The sequence below is a fragment of the Acinetobacter sp. S40 genome, assembly GCF_016624705.1.
Lineage (GTDB): Bacteria > Pseudomonadota > Gammaproteobacteria > Pseudomonadales > Moraxellaceae > Acinetobacter.
On the sequence record NZ_JACVTU010000004.1, the window covers coordinates 112448 to 129733 of the forward strand.

Annotated in this window: 16 protein-coding genes and 1 tRNA gene; 9 read left to right on the forward strand and 8 right to left on the reverse strand. The window is 38.3% G+C overall.

Annotated features, from left to right (window positions below; genetic code table 11):
* Positions 1-9: 9 nt before the first annotated feature.
* The 3 genes from IAE19_RS07815 to IAE19_RS07825 form a co-directional block, all read right to left on the reverse strand.
* Positions 10-2613, reverse strand: a complete 2604-nt coding sequence (locus IAE19_RS07815; protein ID WP_200460382.1) for a TonB-dependent receptor — start codon at positions 2611-2613, stop codon at positions 10-12.
* A gap of 116 nt (positions 2614-2729) precedes the next feature.
* Positions 2730-3719 carry a FecR family protein gene (locus tag IAE19_RS07820; RefSeq protein ID WP_200460383.1) on the reverse strand — a complete coding sequence of 330 codons (990 nt, stop codon included), beginning with the start codon at positions 3717-3719 and terminating at the stop codon, positions 2730-2732.
* A complete protein-coding gene (locus IAE19_RS07825) occupies positions 3712-4257 on the reverse strand; it encodes a sigma-70 family RNA polymerase sigma factor (RefSeq protein ID WP_200460498.1) in 546 nt (181 codons plus the stop codon). The genes IAE19_RS07820 and IAE19_RS07825 overlap by 8 nt, the downstream gene beginning before the upstream one ends.
* Before the next feature lie 193 nt (positions 4258-4450).
* On the opposite strand from IAE19_RS07825, the gene IAE19_RS07830 reads away from it, so the two are divergent.
* Positions 4451-5062 carry a biliverdin-producing heme oxygenase gene (locus tag IAE19_RS07830; protein WP_200460384.1) on the forward strand — a complete coding sequence of 204 codons (612 nt, stop codon included), beginning with the start codon at positions 4451-4453 and terminating at the stop codon, positions 5060-5062.
* 1 nt (position 5063) lies between these two features.
* Positions 5064-5537, forward strand: coding sequence for a YbaN family protein (locus IAE19_RS07835; protein ID WP_200460385.1), 474 nt, complete (start codon positions 5064-5066; stop codon positions 5535-5537).
* 74 nt (positions 5538-5611) lie between these two features.
* Here IAE19_RS07835 and IAE19_RS07840 read toward each other — a convergent pair whose 3' ends face one another.
* Positions 5612-6397: a 3-hydroxybutyrate dehydrogenase gene (locus IAE19_RS07840; RefSeq protein WP_200460386.1), complete on the reverse strand. Its 786-nt coding sequence runs from the start codon at positions 6395-6397 to the stop codon at positions 5612-5614.
* A 78-nt stretch (positions 6398-6475) separates the two neighbouring features.
* Positions 6476-7909, reverse strand: coding sequence for a GntP family permease (locus IAE19_RS07845; protein WP_200460387.1), 1434 nt, complete (start codon positions 7907-7909; stop codon positions 6476-6478).
* A gap of 486 nt (positions 7910-8395) precedes the next feature.
* Here IAE19_RS07845 and IAE19_RS07850 point away from each other — a divergent pair, with 486 nt between their 5' ends.
* The 5 genes from IAE19_RS07850 (at position 8396) to IAE19_RS07870 (ending at position 13581) form a co-directional block, all read left to right on the forward strand.
* Positions 8396-9304, forward strand: coding sequence for a LysR family transcriptional regulator (locus IAE19_RS07850; protein ID WP_200460388.1), 909 nt, complete (start codon positions 8396-8398; stop codon positions 9302-9304).
* A 160-nt stretch (positions 9305-9464) separates the two neighbouring features.
* Positions 9465-10169 (forward strand): CoA transferase subunit A, encoded by a 705-nt coding sequence (locus IAE19_RS07855; protein ID WP_200460389.1) that lies wholly within the window; start codon positions 9465-9467, stop codon positions 10167-10169.
* Between the two features lie 2 nt (positions 10170-10171).
* Entirely contained in the window at positions 10172-10813 is a 642-nt protein-coding gene (locus tag IAE19_RS07860; RefSeq protein WP_200460390.1) for a 3-oxoacid CoA-transferase subunit B, read from the forward strand.
* 115 nt (positions 10814-10928) lie between these two features.
* Positions 10929-12347, forward strand: a complete 1419-nt coding sequence (locus IAE19_RS07865) for a short-chain fatty acid transporter (RefSeq protein ID WP_200460391.1) — start codon at positions 10929-10931, stop codon at positions 12345-12347.
* 55 nt (positions 12348-12402) lie between these two features.
* A complete protein-coding gene (locus tag IAE19_RS07870; RefSeq protein ID WP_200460392.1) occupies positions 12403-13581 on the forward strand; it encodes a thiolase family protein in 1179 nt (392 codons plus the stop codon).
* A 95-nt stretch (positions 13582-13676) separates the two neighbouring features.
* Here the strand turns inward: IAE19_RS07870 and modC are convergent, their stop codons facing one another.
* From modC to modA, 3 genes are read right to left on the reverse strand one after another with little or no spacing between them, the layout of a single operon-like run.
* Positions 13677-14294, reverse strand: a complete 618-nt coding sequence (gene modC / locus IAE19_RS07875) for a molybdenum ABC transporter ATP-binding protein (RefSeq protein WP_200460393.1) — start codon at positions 14292-14294, stop codon at positions 13677-13679.
* Between the two features lie 7 nt (positions 14295-14301).
* The gene (gene modB / locus IAE19_RS07880; protein WP_200460394.1) at positions 14302-14991 is read right to left on the reverse strand and encodes a molybdate ABC transporter permease subunit; all 690 of its coding nucleotides are present in this window, start codon (positions 14989-14991) and stop codon (positions 14302-14304) included.
* Positions 14991-15773 carry a molybdate ABC transporter substrate-binding protein gene (gene modA / locus IAE19_RS07885; protein ID WP_200460395.1) on the reverse strand — a complete coding sequence of 261 codons (783 nt, stop codon included), beginning with the start codon at positions 15771-15773 and terminating at the stop codon, positions 14991-14993. The genes modB and modA overlap by 1 nt, the downstream gene beginning before the upstream one ends.
* Positions 15774-16107: 334 nt before the next feature.
* On the opposite strand from modA, the gene IAE19_RS07890 reads away from it, so the two are divergent.
* Both IAE19_RS07890 and greB read left to right on the forward strand, forming a co-directional pair.
* A tRNA-Ser gene (locus IAE19_RS07890) sits at positions 16108-16197 on the forward strand.
* Between the two features lie 354 nt (positions 16198-16551).
* Complete coding sequence (gene greB, locus IAE19_RS07895) at positions 16552-17025, forward strand: transcription elongation factor GreB (protein ID WP_200460396.1); 474 nt, start codon at positions 16552-16554, stop codon at positions 17023-17025.
* Positions 17026-17286: the final 261 nt, after the last annotated feature.

Below are 17286 nucleotides of genomic sequence, written 5' to 3' on the forward strand. Positions count from 1 at the left end.
TCACTACTATTAAAAACGCTGAGAAATACTTAACTTAAAGTCGCGCCCAGTGCCTGTCATATATTCCCCCAGATACATTTTATAATCACGGTTAAATAGATTATCAATAGAGAAATTCAACTGCGGGCCTTTTTCACCGACGGGCTGCCAATCGATAAAAATACCGTGCAAAGCATAACCTTTGGTACGAGGCAATGAAAAACCAGAAGCACCAATTGATTTATCCGTATTTAAAATACTTCTGGTTTGCGCATCTACAAAAATACCCCGCCATCCCATAGTCAGATAATGCTCAGGAACATTGACACCTAAAGTAGCTGTCGCCTTGCGTGGAGGTATCTGTTCAATCCATGTTTTTTGATTAAACCACGGGTTAACAGGAGAATTATCACGCTGACCTCGCACATAAGAATAGGTTAAACCTGCAAAATATGTAGGTTGATTATAAAATAGTTCCGCCTCATACGCTTTAATGGTGTAATCAGTAATATTTCTGTAAAAACCATGATCATATTGGCCATTACAAACACTGGCATTCGCACTTCCACCCTGCGCAATAATCTCGGCTTGTGCCTGACAGAAAACCGAACGATTACGGAAAATTTCGTCTGAACCGCGGTTATGATAATAGCTAAGGCGGATCTGCATATGATCATCATCTGTCAAAAGCTGATCAAAATTCATTTCATTGCCAAGTCGTATCGCCAACATTTTTTCGGGACGTAAATACAAACTGGTTGCAGATACTGTAGAACTTGGACCATCATTATAATATTGCTCATCAACACGCGGCGCACGCCATGTTTTGCTTATATTAGCAAACCACGTGAGGTAATCTGCTTGTTTCCATGCCAACGCTAAACGGGGTGACCAGCCTGTGTAACTTTTTTCTGAATAATCATGTCCCGCTTCAACAGTGCTATAACGCGGAGCCAAATTGCCATAACCCTGATTGATAATATTGTCATAACGCAAAGATGGCGTAATAGTGACCGCACCAATCTGATATTGGTCTTCAACAAAAGCACTATACATTTGCTGATCACCTGCGGGCATATAATTCGGTTGATAGAGTCCATAATTATATTGAGGATTATTGAGATAAGAGCGAACCAGCATCAAAGAGTTTTGTTTCATCTTTTGATATTGTGCTCCGATTTTTAGCTTATGGATGCCATACGCCGTATCAATATCACTGATATTTAAAAGTTTTAGTGCAGTATTGGTATAATTAACCCAGCTTTCATCGCCGAGGTTGGCCGCTGAAAATGAAACTCCTTCCAAACGTTTATCATGTTGCTTGGTTTTTGAATAAGAAAAATTTGCCTTGAAATTAATATAAGGATTGGCAGGAGGATTAAACTCATAACCTGCGGAATAGCTCGTATCTTTTTGATCACGATAAACTAAACGGCGTTTCCACGCTTCATCATAGCCATACTTTGCAATATCTGCGGCACTCGGAACAGCATCCTGATCACGCATTGCCGCAAAAGGTTCCCAGCCTGTATGACTACTTTGCATGGCATTGAAAGAAATTTTTTGGCTTTCATCTGGACGAATATTTAGTTTTGCTAAATATGTATCCTGTTCCTGAGCAGAATATAAAAAAGAAGTTCCATCTGGACGTTCTACATTCCCACTATCGCGTTTGGTATAGTAAAACAACCCATCCAAAAGATTATGTTCAGTTTTTCCATACACCGCACCCGTATAGGTATTTTGCTGGTTATTACTAAAGCGCGAATACTTTAGAAATGCTCCGACATTTTTGTTCTCTTTTAATAAATCTTGTGCATCTCGGGTTTCCAATGTCACCTTCCCCCCAAAACCGCCATTACCTACTTCAACATTATGCGGACCTTTATCTACAGTTACCCGCTTTAAAATTTCAGGTTCAATAAAGACTGACCCTTGTCGATATTTATCAAAAGATTTGACCGAATCATCCAATGTAATGGGAACATCCTCAACCCCACTCATGCCTAGAATATTAATCGTTTGTCCACCAGGTCTAGGAGAGCCAGCCGAAGCTACGCCAGGCATAGTATCCAGTAGTTGTGCAACATTATTCGCCTGATAACGATCAATTGCCGTCTGATTTAAAACGCTTTGCCCAAACTGAACCGTATCTGAATTTTCTGCCTGAATAGAGATGGTGGGCATCTGATACAGTTGATGATTATCCTGATTAAGGATTGATGATGAATTCACTTGACCTTTTTTAATGACAGTTGAATTACCAAGATTTTTTTCAGCGGACTGTTCACTCTCTACTTTCCTATCCACCAATAAGTAACCTGCCGATGATTTCATCAGTTGAAAAGGCGTATTTTCAATCAATCTGGCAAAGGCCTGCTCAACTGTGTAATTGCCTTTTATAGCATTTACTTGATAACGATTCGTCTTCTTTGCATCCAACAGTAATGAAACATTGGCTTGCAATGCAACGCTATTTAGAGCCTGAGTCAGAGAACCACGTTCCACTTGAAAGTAAGCAGAACTGTTGCTACTTGCTGCGTATAGAGGGGTTGAAACGCAACTGACGGAAATTGCCAGAGAAACGGCCAAAGCTATTTTTTGGAGAGAATATTGGGAAGATAAAATGTGCATTAAAACGCGAGCCCCATATAAATGATAATCATTAACTATGCCAATAAGCAAAATAATTGCTGTTCTTCCCTATATGACGCACCATCATCCAAAAATACGCAATTTGTCGCTTTTTTTTAATTTTTAAGCTGAATAATAAAAACATGACGTCCTATTTTCTGAATATTTAGTTGTGGATATTGAGCTACGATTAAGCTTAAGATTTGTTCCACATCTTGCTGAGCATCAATCACCCCATTGACTTTGAATGACTCAAGGACAGATGCACGATAAATAAAATAAGCGTTATGCTGTCGATTTAAACGTTGTAGTAAATCAGGTAAAGCCAGATTATCGGCTAAAATCTGGTTGTGTTGCCATGCAAATTCAGTAGAGCCAATAGCAATCGGTTGAATCGGTCCAAAGCCATGCGCGTCAGCTTGTACCTTTTCGCCAGCATGTACATGCTGACGCTGATTTACCTGTTTCGCAATCGCTTCAACACTTGAATGCAACATGCTAATACTGCTGTTTTCACGATTTTGATGCACAATAAATCGTGTTCCCAATGCCTTGTAGTCAGCTTGCTTTGATTGCACGGTAAAGGGGCGATGTTTGTCTTTTGCGACATCCACATAAATCTCGCCCTGAACCAATTCGACCCGACGTGACTGTGAATTAAAATGCAATTTGATGGCAGATTTAGCTCCAAGCGTAATTTTTGAGCCGTCTTCGAGTATAAATGACTGCATACGGCCCGTGGCCGTTTTATAATCTGCCGTGTAATATGCATAGGGAAAATAATGGTATGTCAGGACACTCAATATCCCCATAAATCCAATGCCCATGACCCCACGGCCAAATGCCTTTTTTACCTGTTTTTGGCTTTGTTGAGTGTGTTTTAGAGACTGTTGTAACGTCTGACTATGAATATGGTGTGTTTCCTGAAGTTGTTTTAATTCGTCAGAAAAGCGACTGATTTTATCTAATTGGTCCTGATATTCTGGATGCTGATGTTGCCAATGCTCAAATTCGGCTTGAGCTTGAGCACGCTCAATCGGATCATCCGTATTTAAACGAATAATCCATAAAGATAATTCTTTTTGTAATTTTTTTGGGTCAGTCATATTCCGACTCAAGTAACTGTTCTCGTGCTTCAAGACATAGACTTAAACAATCTGCCAGATAAGTTTGCGTCGTCCTTAAAGATTTACCAATTAGTTCAGCAATTTCACTTTGATTAAAACCTTCAAAGTAATACATCAAAAACGCTTTTCTTGCCAATACTGGACTTTCATTTAAAGCGATCGTTAAAAAATCTAAAATTTGCACTACTTCTTCAAGTTGATTATGGGGTAATTCAATCTCCTGAAGTTGTAATTCAACTGCCAGACTTTCCAAATAGCTTTGTTCTAATACATAACGTCGATGTTTATCAATAAGTACATTTTTGGCGACATTTACCAAATAAGCTCTTGGTTCTTGAATCCCAAGTAATTTTTGTCGAGTTTGTAATAACTTAACAAACGTGTCTTGCACCAGATCGGCGGCATTAAAAGGATAACGAATGCGATAGCTGAGCCATTGTTGTAGCCAATCATGATGGTTCAAATACATTTCATGAATGAGTTGTTTCTGTGCAATTGGGGAGAAAGATTGATCCATAGCAAAATATTGAATGAATAGTATAAACAAGAATTATTATCATTTATTAATGTGATTATTGTAAACTATTTCTGAACGATATTTTCTATAAAAAAGCTGCATTCTGTATTGCGTCTTTTTCTATCCTCATTCGTCATAGCGTATATAGACCTTTATTTACTCCACAAATATACATCTTTATTTAGGTAACGATATGAACCAATCCGTTGGTAAACCAGACATTCAACATAACATACGTTCAGCACTATCACTCCGCTTAAAAACTGAAACAGCAACAGAACATGAACGTATGCATCACCTAATGGCTCAAGCCGATGTTTTTGCAAGTCGGGTGCAGTATGCAAAATTTACACTAGCTCAATATTATTTTCAGCGTGATGTTGAATATTTATTTAAATATCCAGAAATCATTGATTTTATTCCTGATCTGGATATCCGTGGTCGCTCAGACGCTGCATTTAAAGATTTACAAGATTTAGGAATTTCACCTAAGGATCTTAATATCGCAAGTCAGAATGCCAATGCACTTGAAGCACTAGGCTGGATTTACGTTTCGGAAGGATCAACGCTCGGAGCTGCATTTTTATTTAAAGAAGCAAAAACTAAACTCCAACTTTCCGAAGAATTTGGAGCACGAAATCTGGCAGCGTATCCTGAAGGAAGAGCAAAAGTATGGAAACGCTTTGTCCAAGCACTCGATGATGCAGGTTTAAGCCAAACTGAACAAGATCAGGTCGTGCAAGGCGCAATGAATGGTTTTTCACGCTTTGCATCGTTATTAACCACAGCAAATACAGATCAGTAAGATGTCAGTGCCAACCCATCCGCCCAAGTTGCCCTCAAGATCAGATCACTTACATGGTGATCTGATAGAACTAACAGCATCTAAGAATACACCTTCTGAACGCTTATCTAAATCTAGTATCTTAAGAGTTGTATTTGTAGGTCTGTCTTGCTTGAGTCTCAGTATTGGAGTGATTGGTTTGTTTGTTCCAGGTTTACCTACGGTTGAATTTGTCTTACTGGCTGCTTTTTTTGCGGGAAAAGGCTCTTCCAGATTACATAGATGGTTTTACCAACATAAATTATTTGGTCCCATGATTCGTAACTGGCAAGATAAACGTCAGGTTTCCAGAAAATCAAAATATATGATGGCTGTTAGCATGACGCTTGCTAGCAGCATATTGATACTTCATGTACCTCATTTCTGGTTTAATCTCGCATGTATTCTATGCATGTTACTCGTTTTTATCTGGGTCTGGCGACGACCTGAACCGTAGAGCATATAAAATGGAAATCGCGAATCATAAAAAAAAAGACCACAAATCGTGGTCTTTTTCTTTACCAAAATAAACTATTGAGCAGTGTAGCCACCATCCATAACTACAGCTTGACCGGTGACACCGCCAGCTTTGTCGCTACATAGGAAAATGGCATAATCGGCAATTTCTTCAACACTTAATAAACGCTTTTGCGGAACCATCGCCAAAATAACATCTTCCAAAGCACTGGTTTCACTCACCTTTCGCGTTTTAGCCAAATCTGCAATCTGTCCACGAACCAACGGTGTATCCACATAGCCAGGACACAAAGCATTTACTGTAATGCCATCACGTGCGCATTCAAGTGCAGCGACTTTGGTTAAGCCAATCACACCATGCTTAGCGCTGTTGTAGCCAGCTTTTCCTGCAAAACCAATTAAGCCATTTATCGATGCCATATTAATAATACGACCAGATTTTTGTGCTTTCATAATAGGAAAAGCATGTTTGATTCCAATAAATGAACCTGTCAACATCACAGCAATCAGTTTTTGATAAACTTCTGTAGGAAATTCCTCAATTGCTGCAACATGTTGAAAGCCTGCATTATTAATTAAAATATCCAATGTTCCAAACGTCTTTTGAGTCAGTTCAATCGCAGCTTGATAAGCGTGTTCATCAGTGACATCACAAGGAGCGGAGATTGCAGTAAAACCTTCACTTTTTAACTGTTGTGCAGTTTCTTCACATTTTTGTGCATTCATATCTGAAATAACAACTTTTGCACCTTCTGCTGCAAATTTTTTCGCAATTTCTAAACCAATACCACTAGCTGAACCTGTAATAAAAGCCACTTTGCCATCGAGTTGTTTTGTCACTTTCTTTCTCCTGACTCATGAAGTGAATTTTATTTTTGTAAAATGAAATCCACTCCATGATTTTGATTATTTACTACCTTACACAATACCAAACCATGTAAATGCAGCAATTGCTACAAATACAGCGATCGTTTTAATAATAGTTACTGCAAAGATATCTTTATAAGATTGCTTGTGTGTTAAACCAGTTACAGCAAGTAAAGTGATGACCGCGCCATTATGAGGAAGTGTGTCCATCCCCCCCGACGCCATCGCCACAATACGATGCATTACTTCAGGTGGAATACCTGCTGCCAAAATAGCGGCATTGTACTGTTCTGCCATCGCACTTAATGCGATACTCATCCCACCCGATGCTGAACCTGTAATACCAGCCAGTACTGTTGTAGTCACTGCACCATTGACCAAAGGGTTAGTAAATGCAGTTCCCAATGCATGGCTGACTAATGCAAAACCTGGTAATGCTGCGATAATGGCACCGAAACCATATTCAGACGCGGTGTTCATGACAGCCAAAAGTGATCCACCAATACTGGCATTTACACCTTCTTTGAACTGTCCCACCACACGCCCATAATCAAATAAGACTGCCGTAATAATCCCAACAATAAGTGCCAAACCCACTGCCCAGATTGCACCAGTTTTTGCTACATCAACTGTATAATTTGCCAGAGCAATCGCATTAAAATCAAACCCATTTGGATACCATGTTTTAATTGCCGTCGATAAATATTTATTCATGACTGCAACCAACACTAATGGAACGAACGCTAGAATCTGGCGAATAACCGAACCATTATCACGCACATTTTCCTGTACAGCATTTATAGGCAATTCATTACTGTTTTTAGCATAATCTAAGTCAAAACCTGCATAGCCCTCACCCGCTTTTGCAGCAGCACGGCGACGCCATTCAAGATAAAATAAACCTGTACTCAATACGAATATTGCACCAATAATGCCTAAAAAAGGAGCGGCATAAATATTGGTTCCAAAGAAAGTCGTTGGTATCACATTTTGAATTTGTGGAGTCCCTGGTAACGCATCCATGGTAAAAGTAAACGCGCCAAGTGCAATGGTGCCCGGAATTAAACGTTTAGGAATGTTGGCTTGCTGAAACAGCTGATTGGCAAACGGATAAATCGCAAATACAGCCACGAATAAACTTACGCCACTGTATGTCAAAATTGCGCCTAGTATTACCACTGTCAAGATTGCTTTTTTCGCGCCGATGAGGTTTACAATAGTTTTGGCAATAGACTCGGCGATCCCTGACATTTCAACTACTTTGCCAAAAATTGCACCGAGTAAAAATACTAGAAAATAATCCTTGATAAAATTGACCATTTTCGGCATGAAAACGCCTGAGTAAAAAGGCAAAACATTACTTGGATTGATTAAAAAAACCGCCAATAATGCACATAAAGGTGCCATCAGGATAACTGAGAACCCGCGATAAGCGGTGTACATCAGTAAACCCAAAGATAGTAGAATAACAAATAGATCCCACATATTCTTTCTTACTCCATTATGAAGAATATAGGTCAGGTTTAACCCAAATATTTCGCCTAATATTTGATAACAGTTTCCCTAACAATAAAAAATAAATACAACTTGTCCAAAATGAGTCATTAAATAGACCCAACAAATAAGATTTTATATTTATTTTAAAATATCAATATTTTTATGAAACACAAGAGGATTATTTAAAACCTTAGAAAATAAAAATTTAACTATTGAAATATATGAATTTTAATAAAATAAAATGATTTATTCATTTATTTAAAAAACAAATTAATTATTAAATAAAACTCATTAATTATAACGTAAGACGAAATTCAATTTTATTTTTAATGTATTTAATTCCTATTAAAAATATAAATTTTTATAATGGATTTGCCATATTTGAATTTTACAAAAAAACAAGCATTCGCGTTGCGGAGTTCAGTATAATTATGCTTTAAAATCAAAAACTTTTGATTGACACGGAATTCATAGATGACTCTCAAACAACTCAAAGCTTTTTTGGCACTGGCGCGTACATTGAATTATGCCAACGCATCGGCTGAACTCCATTTAAGTCAATCTGCTTTGAGTTTAAGTATTAAATCACTAGAAGAAGAATTGGGTGGAAAGCTATTTAAACGCAATACTCGACGCGTAGAACTAACTCAGGAAGGAAAATCTCTGATTCCATATGCCAGAAAGTTATTGGCGAATTGGGAAGACATGGAAAATGATGTAAAACAACGCTTTAAGTTAAATCGTGGGACTTTAAATATTGCCTCCATGCCCTTTGTCACCCATGCAATTTTACCCGAAGTCATCCAGATTTTTTCAAATGCCCATCCTAATCTGAGTTTTTCAATTCATGATATTCCCAATGAAAAAATTATTGAAAATGTATTAGATGGCATCTTTGAACTTGGGATTTGTTTTCAACCGATTTTAAATGAACAATTGGAATTTAAAGCCTTATTTGAGGAAGATTTTTTAGCTCTCATTCCCAAAACGCATCCATTGGCTAGTAAAAAGAGCATCACTTGGCAAGAGTTATATGCCAATCCATTTATTACTTTGCAACATCCCTCAATCGTGCGTTATTTACTGGAACAAAATGCTTCACGCTTGGGTTTAGTACTTGATTTGAAAGTTGAATGTCATCAGATTAGTACATTTTCAAGTTTCGTGGCTTTAGGCATTGGGGTAAGTGCAATTCCGCGTCATTTTCAACATTCAATCGACAAAGAACATAATGTTTTACTCGAAATTGAAAATAGTGAAGTACAACAAGCGGTTGGTATTATTTATAAAAAAGATGCAGAGCTTTCCAATATTTCTAGCGAATTCATTCAGACACTTTCAAACTACCCTTACGAAAAAATCCTTAAATTTGAAAATTTATAACAAAAATTACATGAGAAATGATCAGGCTTTAAAATCATCGTATATTTGTCTTTTTTACTGATTAATTAATTTTCCTCATTAATCCTTTAAAATTTTCAACTTCCTTAAATAAATTGCAGATGTTAATAATAAGAAAACATAGGGACGTTGAGTAATCACAATGAATAAATTGTATGAAAGTGCAGCAATTGCACTACAGGATATTGTAAAAAATAATCAAACTTTTGCGGTGGGTGGTTTTGGTTTATGTGGTATTCCAGAAGCATTGATCAATGCCTTAAAAGAAACTCAAGTCAACGGTTTAATCTGTATTTCCAATAACGCAGGTGTAGATGATTTTGGTTTAGGCATTTTATTAAAAACTAAACAAATTAAGAAAATGATTTCATCTTATGTCGGTGAAAATAAAGAGTTTGAACGCCAATATCTAAACGGCGAGCTTGAAGTTGAACTGACACCCCAAGGAACTCTAGCTGAAAAACTACGTGCGGGCGGCGCGGGTATTCCTGCTTTTTATACTCAAACAGGTGTGGGAACCCTGATCGCGGAAGGCAAGGAACAACGTGAGTTTGAGGGTAAACCTTATATTCTTGAACGGTCTTTGACTGCTGATATTGCATTAGTTAAAGCATATAAAGCCGATAAAGCAGGCAATCTAATTTTTCACAAAACAGCACGTAACTTTAACACCGAATGTGCAATGGCTGGAAAAATTACCATTGCAGAGGTTGAACAAGTGGTCGAAATTGGAGAATTAAATCCCGATGAGATCCATCTTGCAGGTATTTATGTACAACGAATTGTACTCAATGCACATCCAGAAAAACGTATTGAGCAAAAAACACTAAAAGCACAGGAAGCATAATCATGGCATGGACACGTGAACAAATGGCACAACGTGCCGCCAAAGAATTGCAAGACGGTTTTTATGTCAATCTTGGCATTGGCTTACCTACATTAGTCGCTAATTATATTCCAGAGAATGTTGATGTCTGGCTTCAATCCGAAAATGGCTTATTAGGCATTGGAGAGTTTCCGACAGAACAAACTGTGGATGCAGACTTAATCAATGCGGGCAAACAAACCGTTACTGCACGTGCGGGTGCTGCATTCTTCTCTAGCAGCGAATCCTTTGCCATGATCCGGGGTGGGCATGTCAATATTGCCATTTTGGGGGCAATGGAAGTCTCTGAACAAGGAGATCTTGCTAACTGGATGATCCCTGGCAAAAAAGTTAAAGGCATGGGTGGCGCTATGGATCTGGTGGTAGGGGTGCAACGTGTGGTGGTGCTAATGGAACATTGCGCCAAAGATGGTACGCCCAAAATTGTATCTAAATGCAGTTTGCCACTCACAGGTCAAGCCGTGGTACATCGCGTCATTACTGATTTAGGAGTCATGGACATTACTTCTGAAGGCATCAAACTGATTGAATTGGCAGATGATGTAACTTTAGAACAGATTCAAGCGGCCTCTGGTGTCAATTTAATTACGGCAATAGAAGTTTAGCAACTCAAGTTATTGCTGCTTTGCTTGGAGAATTTAATTAACGATTAATCGGGAAATTAAGTGGTGATCACTTCGGGATGAAATGATCACCCTCAACATCAGATGGATTTTGATAATGAATAAACAACCTGCAATTTTAGAACGATTTGCGATTAGCATTAGTAACTGGTCAGAAAAATGGTTTCCTGACTCTTATATTTTTGCCCTTTTAGGTGTCATTATTGTAGCGATTGCCGCTCTTTTCATTGGAGCCCCCGTCAAGGAGGTCGCTAGTTCTTTTGGAAATGGCTTCTGGAGCCTAATCCCTTTTACCTTACAAATGACCATGTTGATTATTGTGGGCTACGTGGTTTCTGTATCTCGTCCCATGAAAAAACTGATCCAGAAGATGGCCAGAATCCCACACTCAGGACGTAGTGCAATTGTTTTGGTAGCGACGGTCAGTTTGCTCATTTCGTTGATCAATTGGGCGATTAGCACCATCTTAACTGCACTATTGGTGATTGCACTTGCCAAACGTAAAGAATTAAATATGGACTATCGTGCCGCCGCCGCGGCTGCCATTATTGGTATGGGTGCAACATGGGCACTTGGAATTAGTTCATCTGCAGCCCAATTACAGGCCAATAAGTCCAGTTTACCTGAATCAATTTATAATCTAACGGGGGTCATTCCATTTACTGAAACCATATTCCTGTGGCAATCAATCGTGATGACCGCGATTTTAATCATTGTCTCCATCGTGATTGCTTTCCTGTCTGCTCCGAAAGGTCAGAATGTCAAAACCATGCAGGATTTTAATCTAAACTTTGAGGAAGAGGAAAAACAGGAACTGGAGCAAAGCAAATCCACTCGCCCGGGAGACTGGCTAGAAAATTCCCCCATATTAACTATTTTAGTCGTAGGATTAGGCTTGATCTGGATGATTCTGGAATTTTCCAAAACTAACCCTATCCTTGCAATTTCCAGCCTCAATACCTATAACTTTATTTTCTTGATGCTAGGTCTGGCCTTACATGGCACACCGCGTAATTTTCTAAACGCAGTGAGCAAAGCGGTTCCTGCTGTTTCAGGCGTTCTCATTCAATTTCCACTTTATGGCAGTATAGCCTACATGATGACTCAGGCAGTCAATGCTGAAGATTTATCGCTTTCGCATTATATTGCGCATTTCTTCATTTCTATTGCTTCGCATGATACCTTTGCTGTGGTTATGGGCATTTATTCCGCAATTTTAGGTTTTTTTGTCCCTTCTGGTGGCGGGAAATGGATTATTGAAGCACCTTATGTCATGCAGGCAGCAAACGATTTGAAATATCATCTGGGTTGGTCTGTACAAATTTATAATTCAGCAGAAGCATTACCCAACTTGATCAATCCATTTTTTATGTTACCCATGCTGGGTATTTTAAAACTCAAACCAAAAGATGTGATTGGTTTTACTGTAACTCAATTGGTTGTTCATTTACCTTTAGTGCTTTTTTTACTCTGGATATTAGGCCAGACCTTAACCTATACCGCACCTGTATTTTAACAATTATCTTGGGGCTCAGTCATCAGGCTGAACCCATCTTGGAAGGAATCATTTCATGTCAAAAATCGTGATTATCGCTGCAACACGTACCCCTATGGGCAGCTTTCAAGGTAGTCTTTCTGGTTTAACTGCACCTGATCTTGGTGCTGTTGCTATCCAAACAGCAGTCGAACAAGCCAATATTCCCGTCAATGATATTGATGAAGTGATCATGGGCTGTGTACTTCCTGCTGGGGTCAAGCAAGGCCCTGCTCGTCAAGCGATGCGTAAAGCGGGTTTACCTGATCATGTGGGTGCAACCACGATTAATAAAGTATGCGGTTCTGGTATGAAAGCTGCTATGCAAGCTGCCGATGGTATCAAGGCAGACAGTATTAAGATTGCCATTGTCGGTGGAATGGAATCCATGACAAATGCTCCCTATTTATTGCCAAAAGCGCGCACAGGCTACCGTATGGGACATGGTCAAGTGATTGATCATATGTTTATGGATGGTTTAGAAGATGCCTATACGGGCCGTGCGATGGGTTCCTTTGCACAAGAAATGGCAGATAAGAAAAACTATACACGTGAACAAATGGATGAATTTGCCATTCGCTCTCTGACACGTGCACAAAAAGCCATTCAAGAAGGTTATTTCAAGCAGGAGATTTCACCCGTTACAGTCAGCACTCGCAAAGGCGATGTCTTAGTTGATACCGATGAAAATCCAGGAAATGCAAAAATTGATAAGATTCCATCATTACGGCCTGCTTTTGCCAAAGATGGAACCATTACTGCGGCGAATTCAAGCTCTATCAGCGATGGCGCATCTGCACTTGTAATGACTTCTGAACAAGAAGCCCAACAGCGCGGACTAAATATTCTTGCCGAAATCAAAGGCTATACTACCAACTCACAATTACCAGAAGAATTTACCATTGCTCCTGTCGGTGCGATTGAAAAATTACTTAAAAAAGTCGGTTGGTCTGCTGAAGAAGTCGATTTATGGGAAATTAATGAGGCGTTTGCAATGGTGACCATGGCGGCTATTGATGCATTCAAACTTGACCCTGAAAAAGTTAATATCAATGGCGGTGCTTGCGCCTTGGGTCATCCTCTTGGTTCATCAGGTTCACGTATTATCGTGACGCTCATCCATGCTCTAAAACGACTAGGCAAACGCAAAGGTATCGCTGCCCTCTGTATTGGGGGTGGTGAAGCGACCGCAATTGCAATTGAAATCGCGGATTAATCATCCACACTGCTTTCTTCCCTTCAGGCAAAAATAAGCACCTTATTTTTGCCTTTTTTGCTTTTACAACCTATAAAATTTATGAGAAAAAGCTGTTACAAATACCAAATACTGTCTGTTAGCTGCTGAATTTCTTCAATATCATGACTCACATATAGCATAGGAATATGAATTTCCTGCTTAATTTTTTGAAAGAAAGGAATAATTTCAGCTTTATGTGCTGCATCTAATGCGGATAAAGGTTCATCTAATAATAAAAGTTGCGGGGAATATAATAACGCACGTCCTAATGCGACACGCTGTTTTTCTCCTCCCGATAGTTTTACAGGCACACGATTTAATAAATGGCCTAATTTTAATAATTCAATGATGTAATCTTCTTTAAAATGCCTTTTTTCAGGGGTGATCCGATTAAATCCAAAGTGCAAATTTTTTTTAACACTCATATGCGGAAACAATTGTGCGTCCTGAAAAACTAGTCCGATACGACGTTGCTGCGTTGTTAAATTAATCTTTTGCGAATGATCAAACCAAGTCTGATTCTGAATCCTGATCCAGCCCGATTGAGGTGTATTTAGTCCTGCAATCGCATGTAAAATGCTCGTTTTTCCTGAACCCGATGCACCAAATAAGCCCACGACGCGGTCATCAGATTCAAAAGCCTGAGTTAGTTTGAACTTACCAAGTTGCAGTTGGAAATGACAGTTCAACATACGCGCGCTATCCCCGTTTCTTTTTCTGGTAGCGATGAAACCATTGTGCAAACCAGAGTGCAAAAAATGCGACACTTAAAGATAATATAATTAAACGCCATACTTGATGTTCGGTATCAGGTTGTTGCATTAGACTATACATGGCCAAAGGAAGAGTACGCGTTTCTCCTGCGATATTTCCCACAAATGTAATCGTCGCTCCAAATTCTCCCAGACTACGGCAGAAGCATAAAATTGCACCCACCAATATGCCACTACTTGCCAGAGGCAATGTAATACTAAAAAAAGCCCCTAATCCTGATGCACCTAATGTTTTCGCTGCCATTTCCAAACGCTGATCCACCAATTCAATTGCGAGTCGAATCGATTGAACAAATAAAGGAAACCCCATCACTGCGGCAGCTAGAACAGCGCCTTTCCAATTAAAAGCTAAATTGAAGCCCCAAGCATTCAGATACTGACCCAAAACACCATTGTTACCAAAAACCTGTAACAGCAAATAGCCAGGAATCACAGGAGGTAAAACTAAAGGCAAAAACACCAAGGTTTCAAATAGGGATTTCCCCCAGAACTCTTTTCGTGCCAATAGCCAGCCCACTAGTAATGCAGGAATCAAATTCACCAGCAAACTAAACACAGCAACCTGACAAGATAACTTGAGAACCTCAAGTTCTTCTGCTGAAAGAGGGAAAAACATTATTTAGCAGGCAAAAGAACAGTAAAACCGTAATTTCTAAACACCTTATTTGCCTGTTTCGTCTGTAAATATTGATAAAATTTTACCGCAGATGGCGTGTTTTTAAGTAATCCTAATGGGTAAATAATCGGCGCATGAGTATTTTCTGGAAATACTCCTACGATTTTGACATCTTTACTAATCGCCGCATCAGTTGCATACACAATACCTAACTGACATTCACCCCGTGCGACAAAATTTAAAGCAGCTCTGACATCTTCGGTCTCAACCAATTTTGGTTGAAGTTTCTGCCACCATCCGAGTGAAGTAAGTGCTTGTTTCCCATATTTTCCTACAGGAACGCTTTTGGTATCACCTGTACACCATTTCCCTTGGAAAACTGTATTTGGATCAGTACTCTTTTCCATTTTAATAGGATGGATATTGGCATTTTTAGGGGCAATCAGAACCAGTTTATTACCCAGTAAATTAATACGTTGATTAGCAACGATTAACTTTTTATTTTGTAAATAATTCATCCATTGTTCATCGGCTGAAATAAACACATCTGCGGGTGCACCCGCTTCAATTTGTTTTGCTAAAGTCGATGAACCCGCATAAGAGGTTTTCACTTCTATTTTTGTTTGCTTTTCAAACTCTTTTTCTAAATCAGCGATCGCATTGGTCAAGCTAGCCGCTGCATATACGGTTACATCATTAGCGGCATGGGCTTGAAAGCTCAACCACACACCACAACTTAATAGCGTTGAAATGAGTATTTTTTTTGATTGTTTTATAGCCATGCTGATTGCCTTTTTTTCAATATGTTTTCAGAAATATATCGATAATTTTGTTAAAGTACAATCTGTAAGTATCGAAGATAACTACTTTTTTAATGCTAAATTTAGGTAAAAATAGAAAAACAATAGATGAATTTATCTTTATTCAATAGATTGAAATTCAAAGAAAAAATAAACCATCCAAATTTTCGTCCACTCATCGAACTAATACTCATACCCGATAAGCTTAGAAACAATGCGATAAAACCAGTATTTTGCTTTAATTTTGATCTTTTAAACCTTTTTCTTCTGAAATAATTTGCCAAAACACACTTTTATTTATATGATAGCCGCCATTGGAAGCGTGGCAGAGCGGTTTAATGCACCGGTCTTGAAAACCGACGAGGGTGTGAGTCCTCCGTGAGTTCGAATCTCACCGCTTCCGCCAAATATCTAAAAAGCCCTTGTTTATACAAGGGCTTTTTTTATCTATTCTTTTTAATACCATAAAATTCGTAATCGTATCTTTCCTTCAACAAATTTAGCTTCTTATTAAACAAACAGATTTTTTTATTTCTAAATAGAATGAGATGAAAATTTATTGTAAGACCGAGATGAACAATTAATTATTCTATTTATAAAACAAGAGTAAAATATCTGAAATTTTAGTTAAAGTTTATTCATTTTTTTAAATCACTTCAGAAAAAATATAAACAAATGGCTATAGATTCTAATAAAATGCCCCTCTCATTGTTACACACCGAAGATGGGTTATAGTGTTTAAAACATTGGATATTTTGTCATGAATCGAAAACTATTGACCGCTGAAGGATATCAACGTTTACAAGATGAGTTAAATCATCTTGTTCGTAAAGAACGCCCTGAGATTACAAGTATTGTATCTTGGGCAGCAAGTCTTGGTGACCGTTCAGAAAATGCAGATTATCACTATAACAAAAGAAAGTTAAGGGAGATTGATCGTAGAATTAGATACTTAACTAAGCTCTTTGAGATTGCACATAAAGTTGAATATAGTCCTGAACAGGATGGAAAGGCTTATTTTGGTGCATGGGTTGAATTAGAAAATGATGAGGGTGAAACTATTAAATTTCGTATTGTAGGTGATGAAGAAATTTACGGGCGTAAGGATTACATTTCCCTTCAATCCCCTATGGCAAAAGCATGTTTAGGCAAATCGGTAGACGACGAAATTCAGGTACATACTCCGACAGGTAAGAAAGTTTGGTATCTCATCAATATCTCATACCCAAAGTAATAACCGTCTGATTTCATCCGCAAATCTTTAGAATGATTGAATCCTTTTATCAACTTTTTAGATACTCCTTAAGTTAGATTACATGATTAAATTCTACTGAAACACAACAGATTGGCTACAATAATTATCAGAGCATTCGCGATTTCAACACGTATAAACTGTATAACTTTATTCTCTTTTCAAATCATTGAGTTAAAAATTAATTGGTATGTTTTTTATGCAAAAAATTTGACATTCAGTTTTAAGGTGATTATTATTCGC

Coding starts and splice junctions, on each gene's coding strand:
- IAE19_RS07815 (WP_200460382.1), bottom strand. CDS start 2,613: ATGCACATTTTATCTTCCCAATATTCTCTCCAAAAAATAGCTTTGGCC.
- IAE19_RS07820 (WP_200460383.1), bottom strand. CDS start 3,719: ATGACTGACCCAAAAAAATTACAAAAAGAATTATCTTTATGGATTATT.
- IAE19_RS07825 (WP_200460498.1), bottom strand. CDS start 4,257: ATGGATCAATCTTTCTCCCCAATTGCACAGAAACAACTCATTCATGAA.
- IAE19_RS07830 (WP_200460384.1), top strand. CDS start 4,451: ATGAACCAATCCGTTGGTAAACCAGACATTCAACATAACATACGTTCA.
- IAE19_RS07835 (WP_200460385.1), top strand. CDS start 5,064: ATGTCAGTGCCAACCCATCCGCCCAAGTTGCCCTCAAGATCAGATCAC.
- IAE19_RS07845 (WP_200460387.1), bottom strand. CDS start 7,909: ATGTGGGATCTATTTGTTATTCTACTATCTTTGGGTTTACTGATGTAC.
- IAE19_RS07850 (WP_200460388.1), top strand. CDS start 8,396: ATGACTCTCAAACAACTCAAAGCTTTTTTGGCACTGGCGCGTACATTG.
- IAE19_RS07855 (WP_200460389.1), top strand. CDS start 9,465: ATGAATAAATTGTATGAAAGTGCAGCAATTGCACTACAGGATATTGTA.
- IAE19_RS07860 (WP_200460390.1), top strand. CDS start 10,172: ATGGCATGGACACGTGAACAAATGGCACAACGTGCCGCCAAAGAATTG.
- IAE19_RS07865 (WP_200460391.1), top strand. CDS start 10,929: ATGAATAAACAACCTGCAATTTTAGAACGATTTGCGATTAGCATTAGT.
- IAE19_RS07870 (WP_200460392.1), top strand. CDS start 12,403: ATGTCAAAAATCGTGATTATCGCTGCAACACGTACCCCTATGGGCAGC.
- modC (WP_200460393.1), bottom strand. CDS start 14,294: ATGTTGAACTGTCATTTCCAACTGCAACTTGGTAAGTTCAAACTAACT.
- modB (WP_200460394.1), bottom strand. CDS start 14,991: ATGTTTTTCCCTCTTTCAGCAGAAGAACTTGAGGTTCTCAAGTTATCT.
- modA (WP_200460395.1), bottom strand. CDS start 15,773: ATGGCTATAAAACAATCAAAAAAAATACTCATTTCAACGCTATTAAGT.
- greB (WP_200460396.1), top strand. CDS start 16,552: ATGAATCGAAAACTATTGACCGCTGAAGGATATCAACGTTTACAAGAT.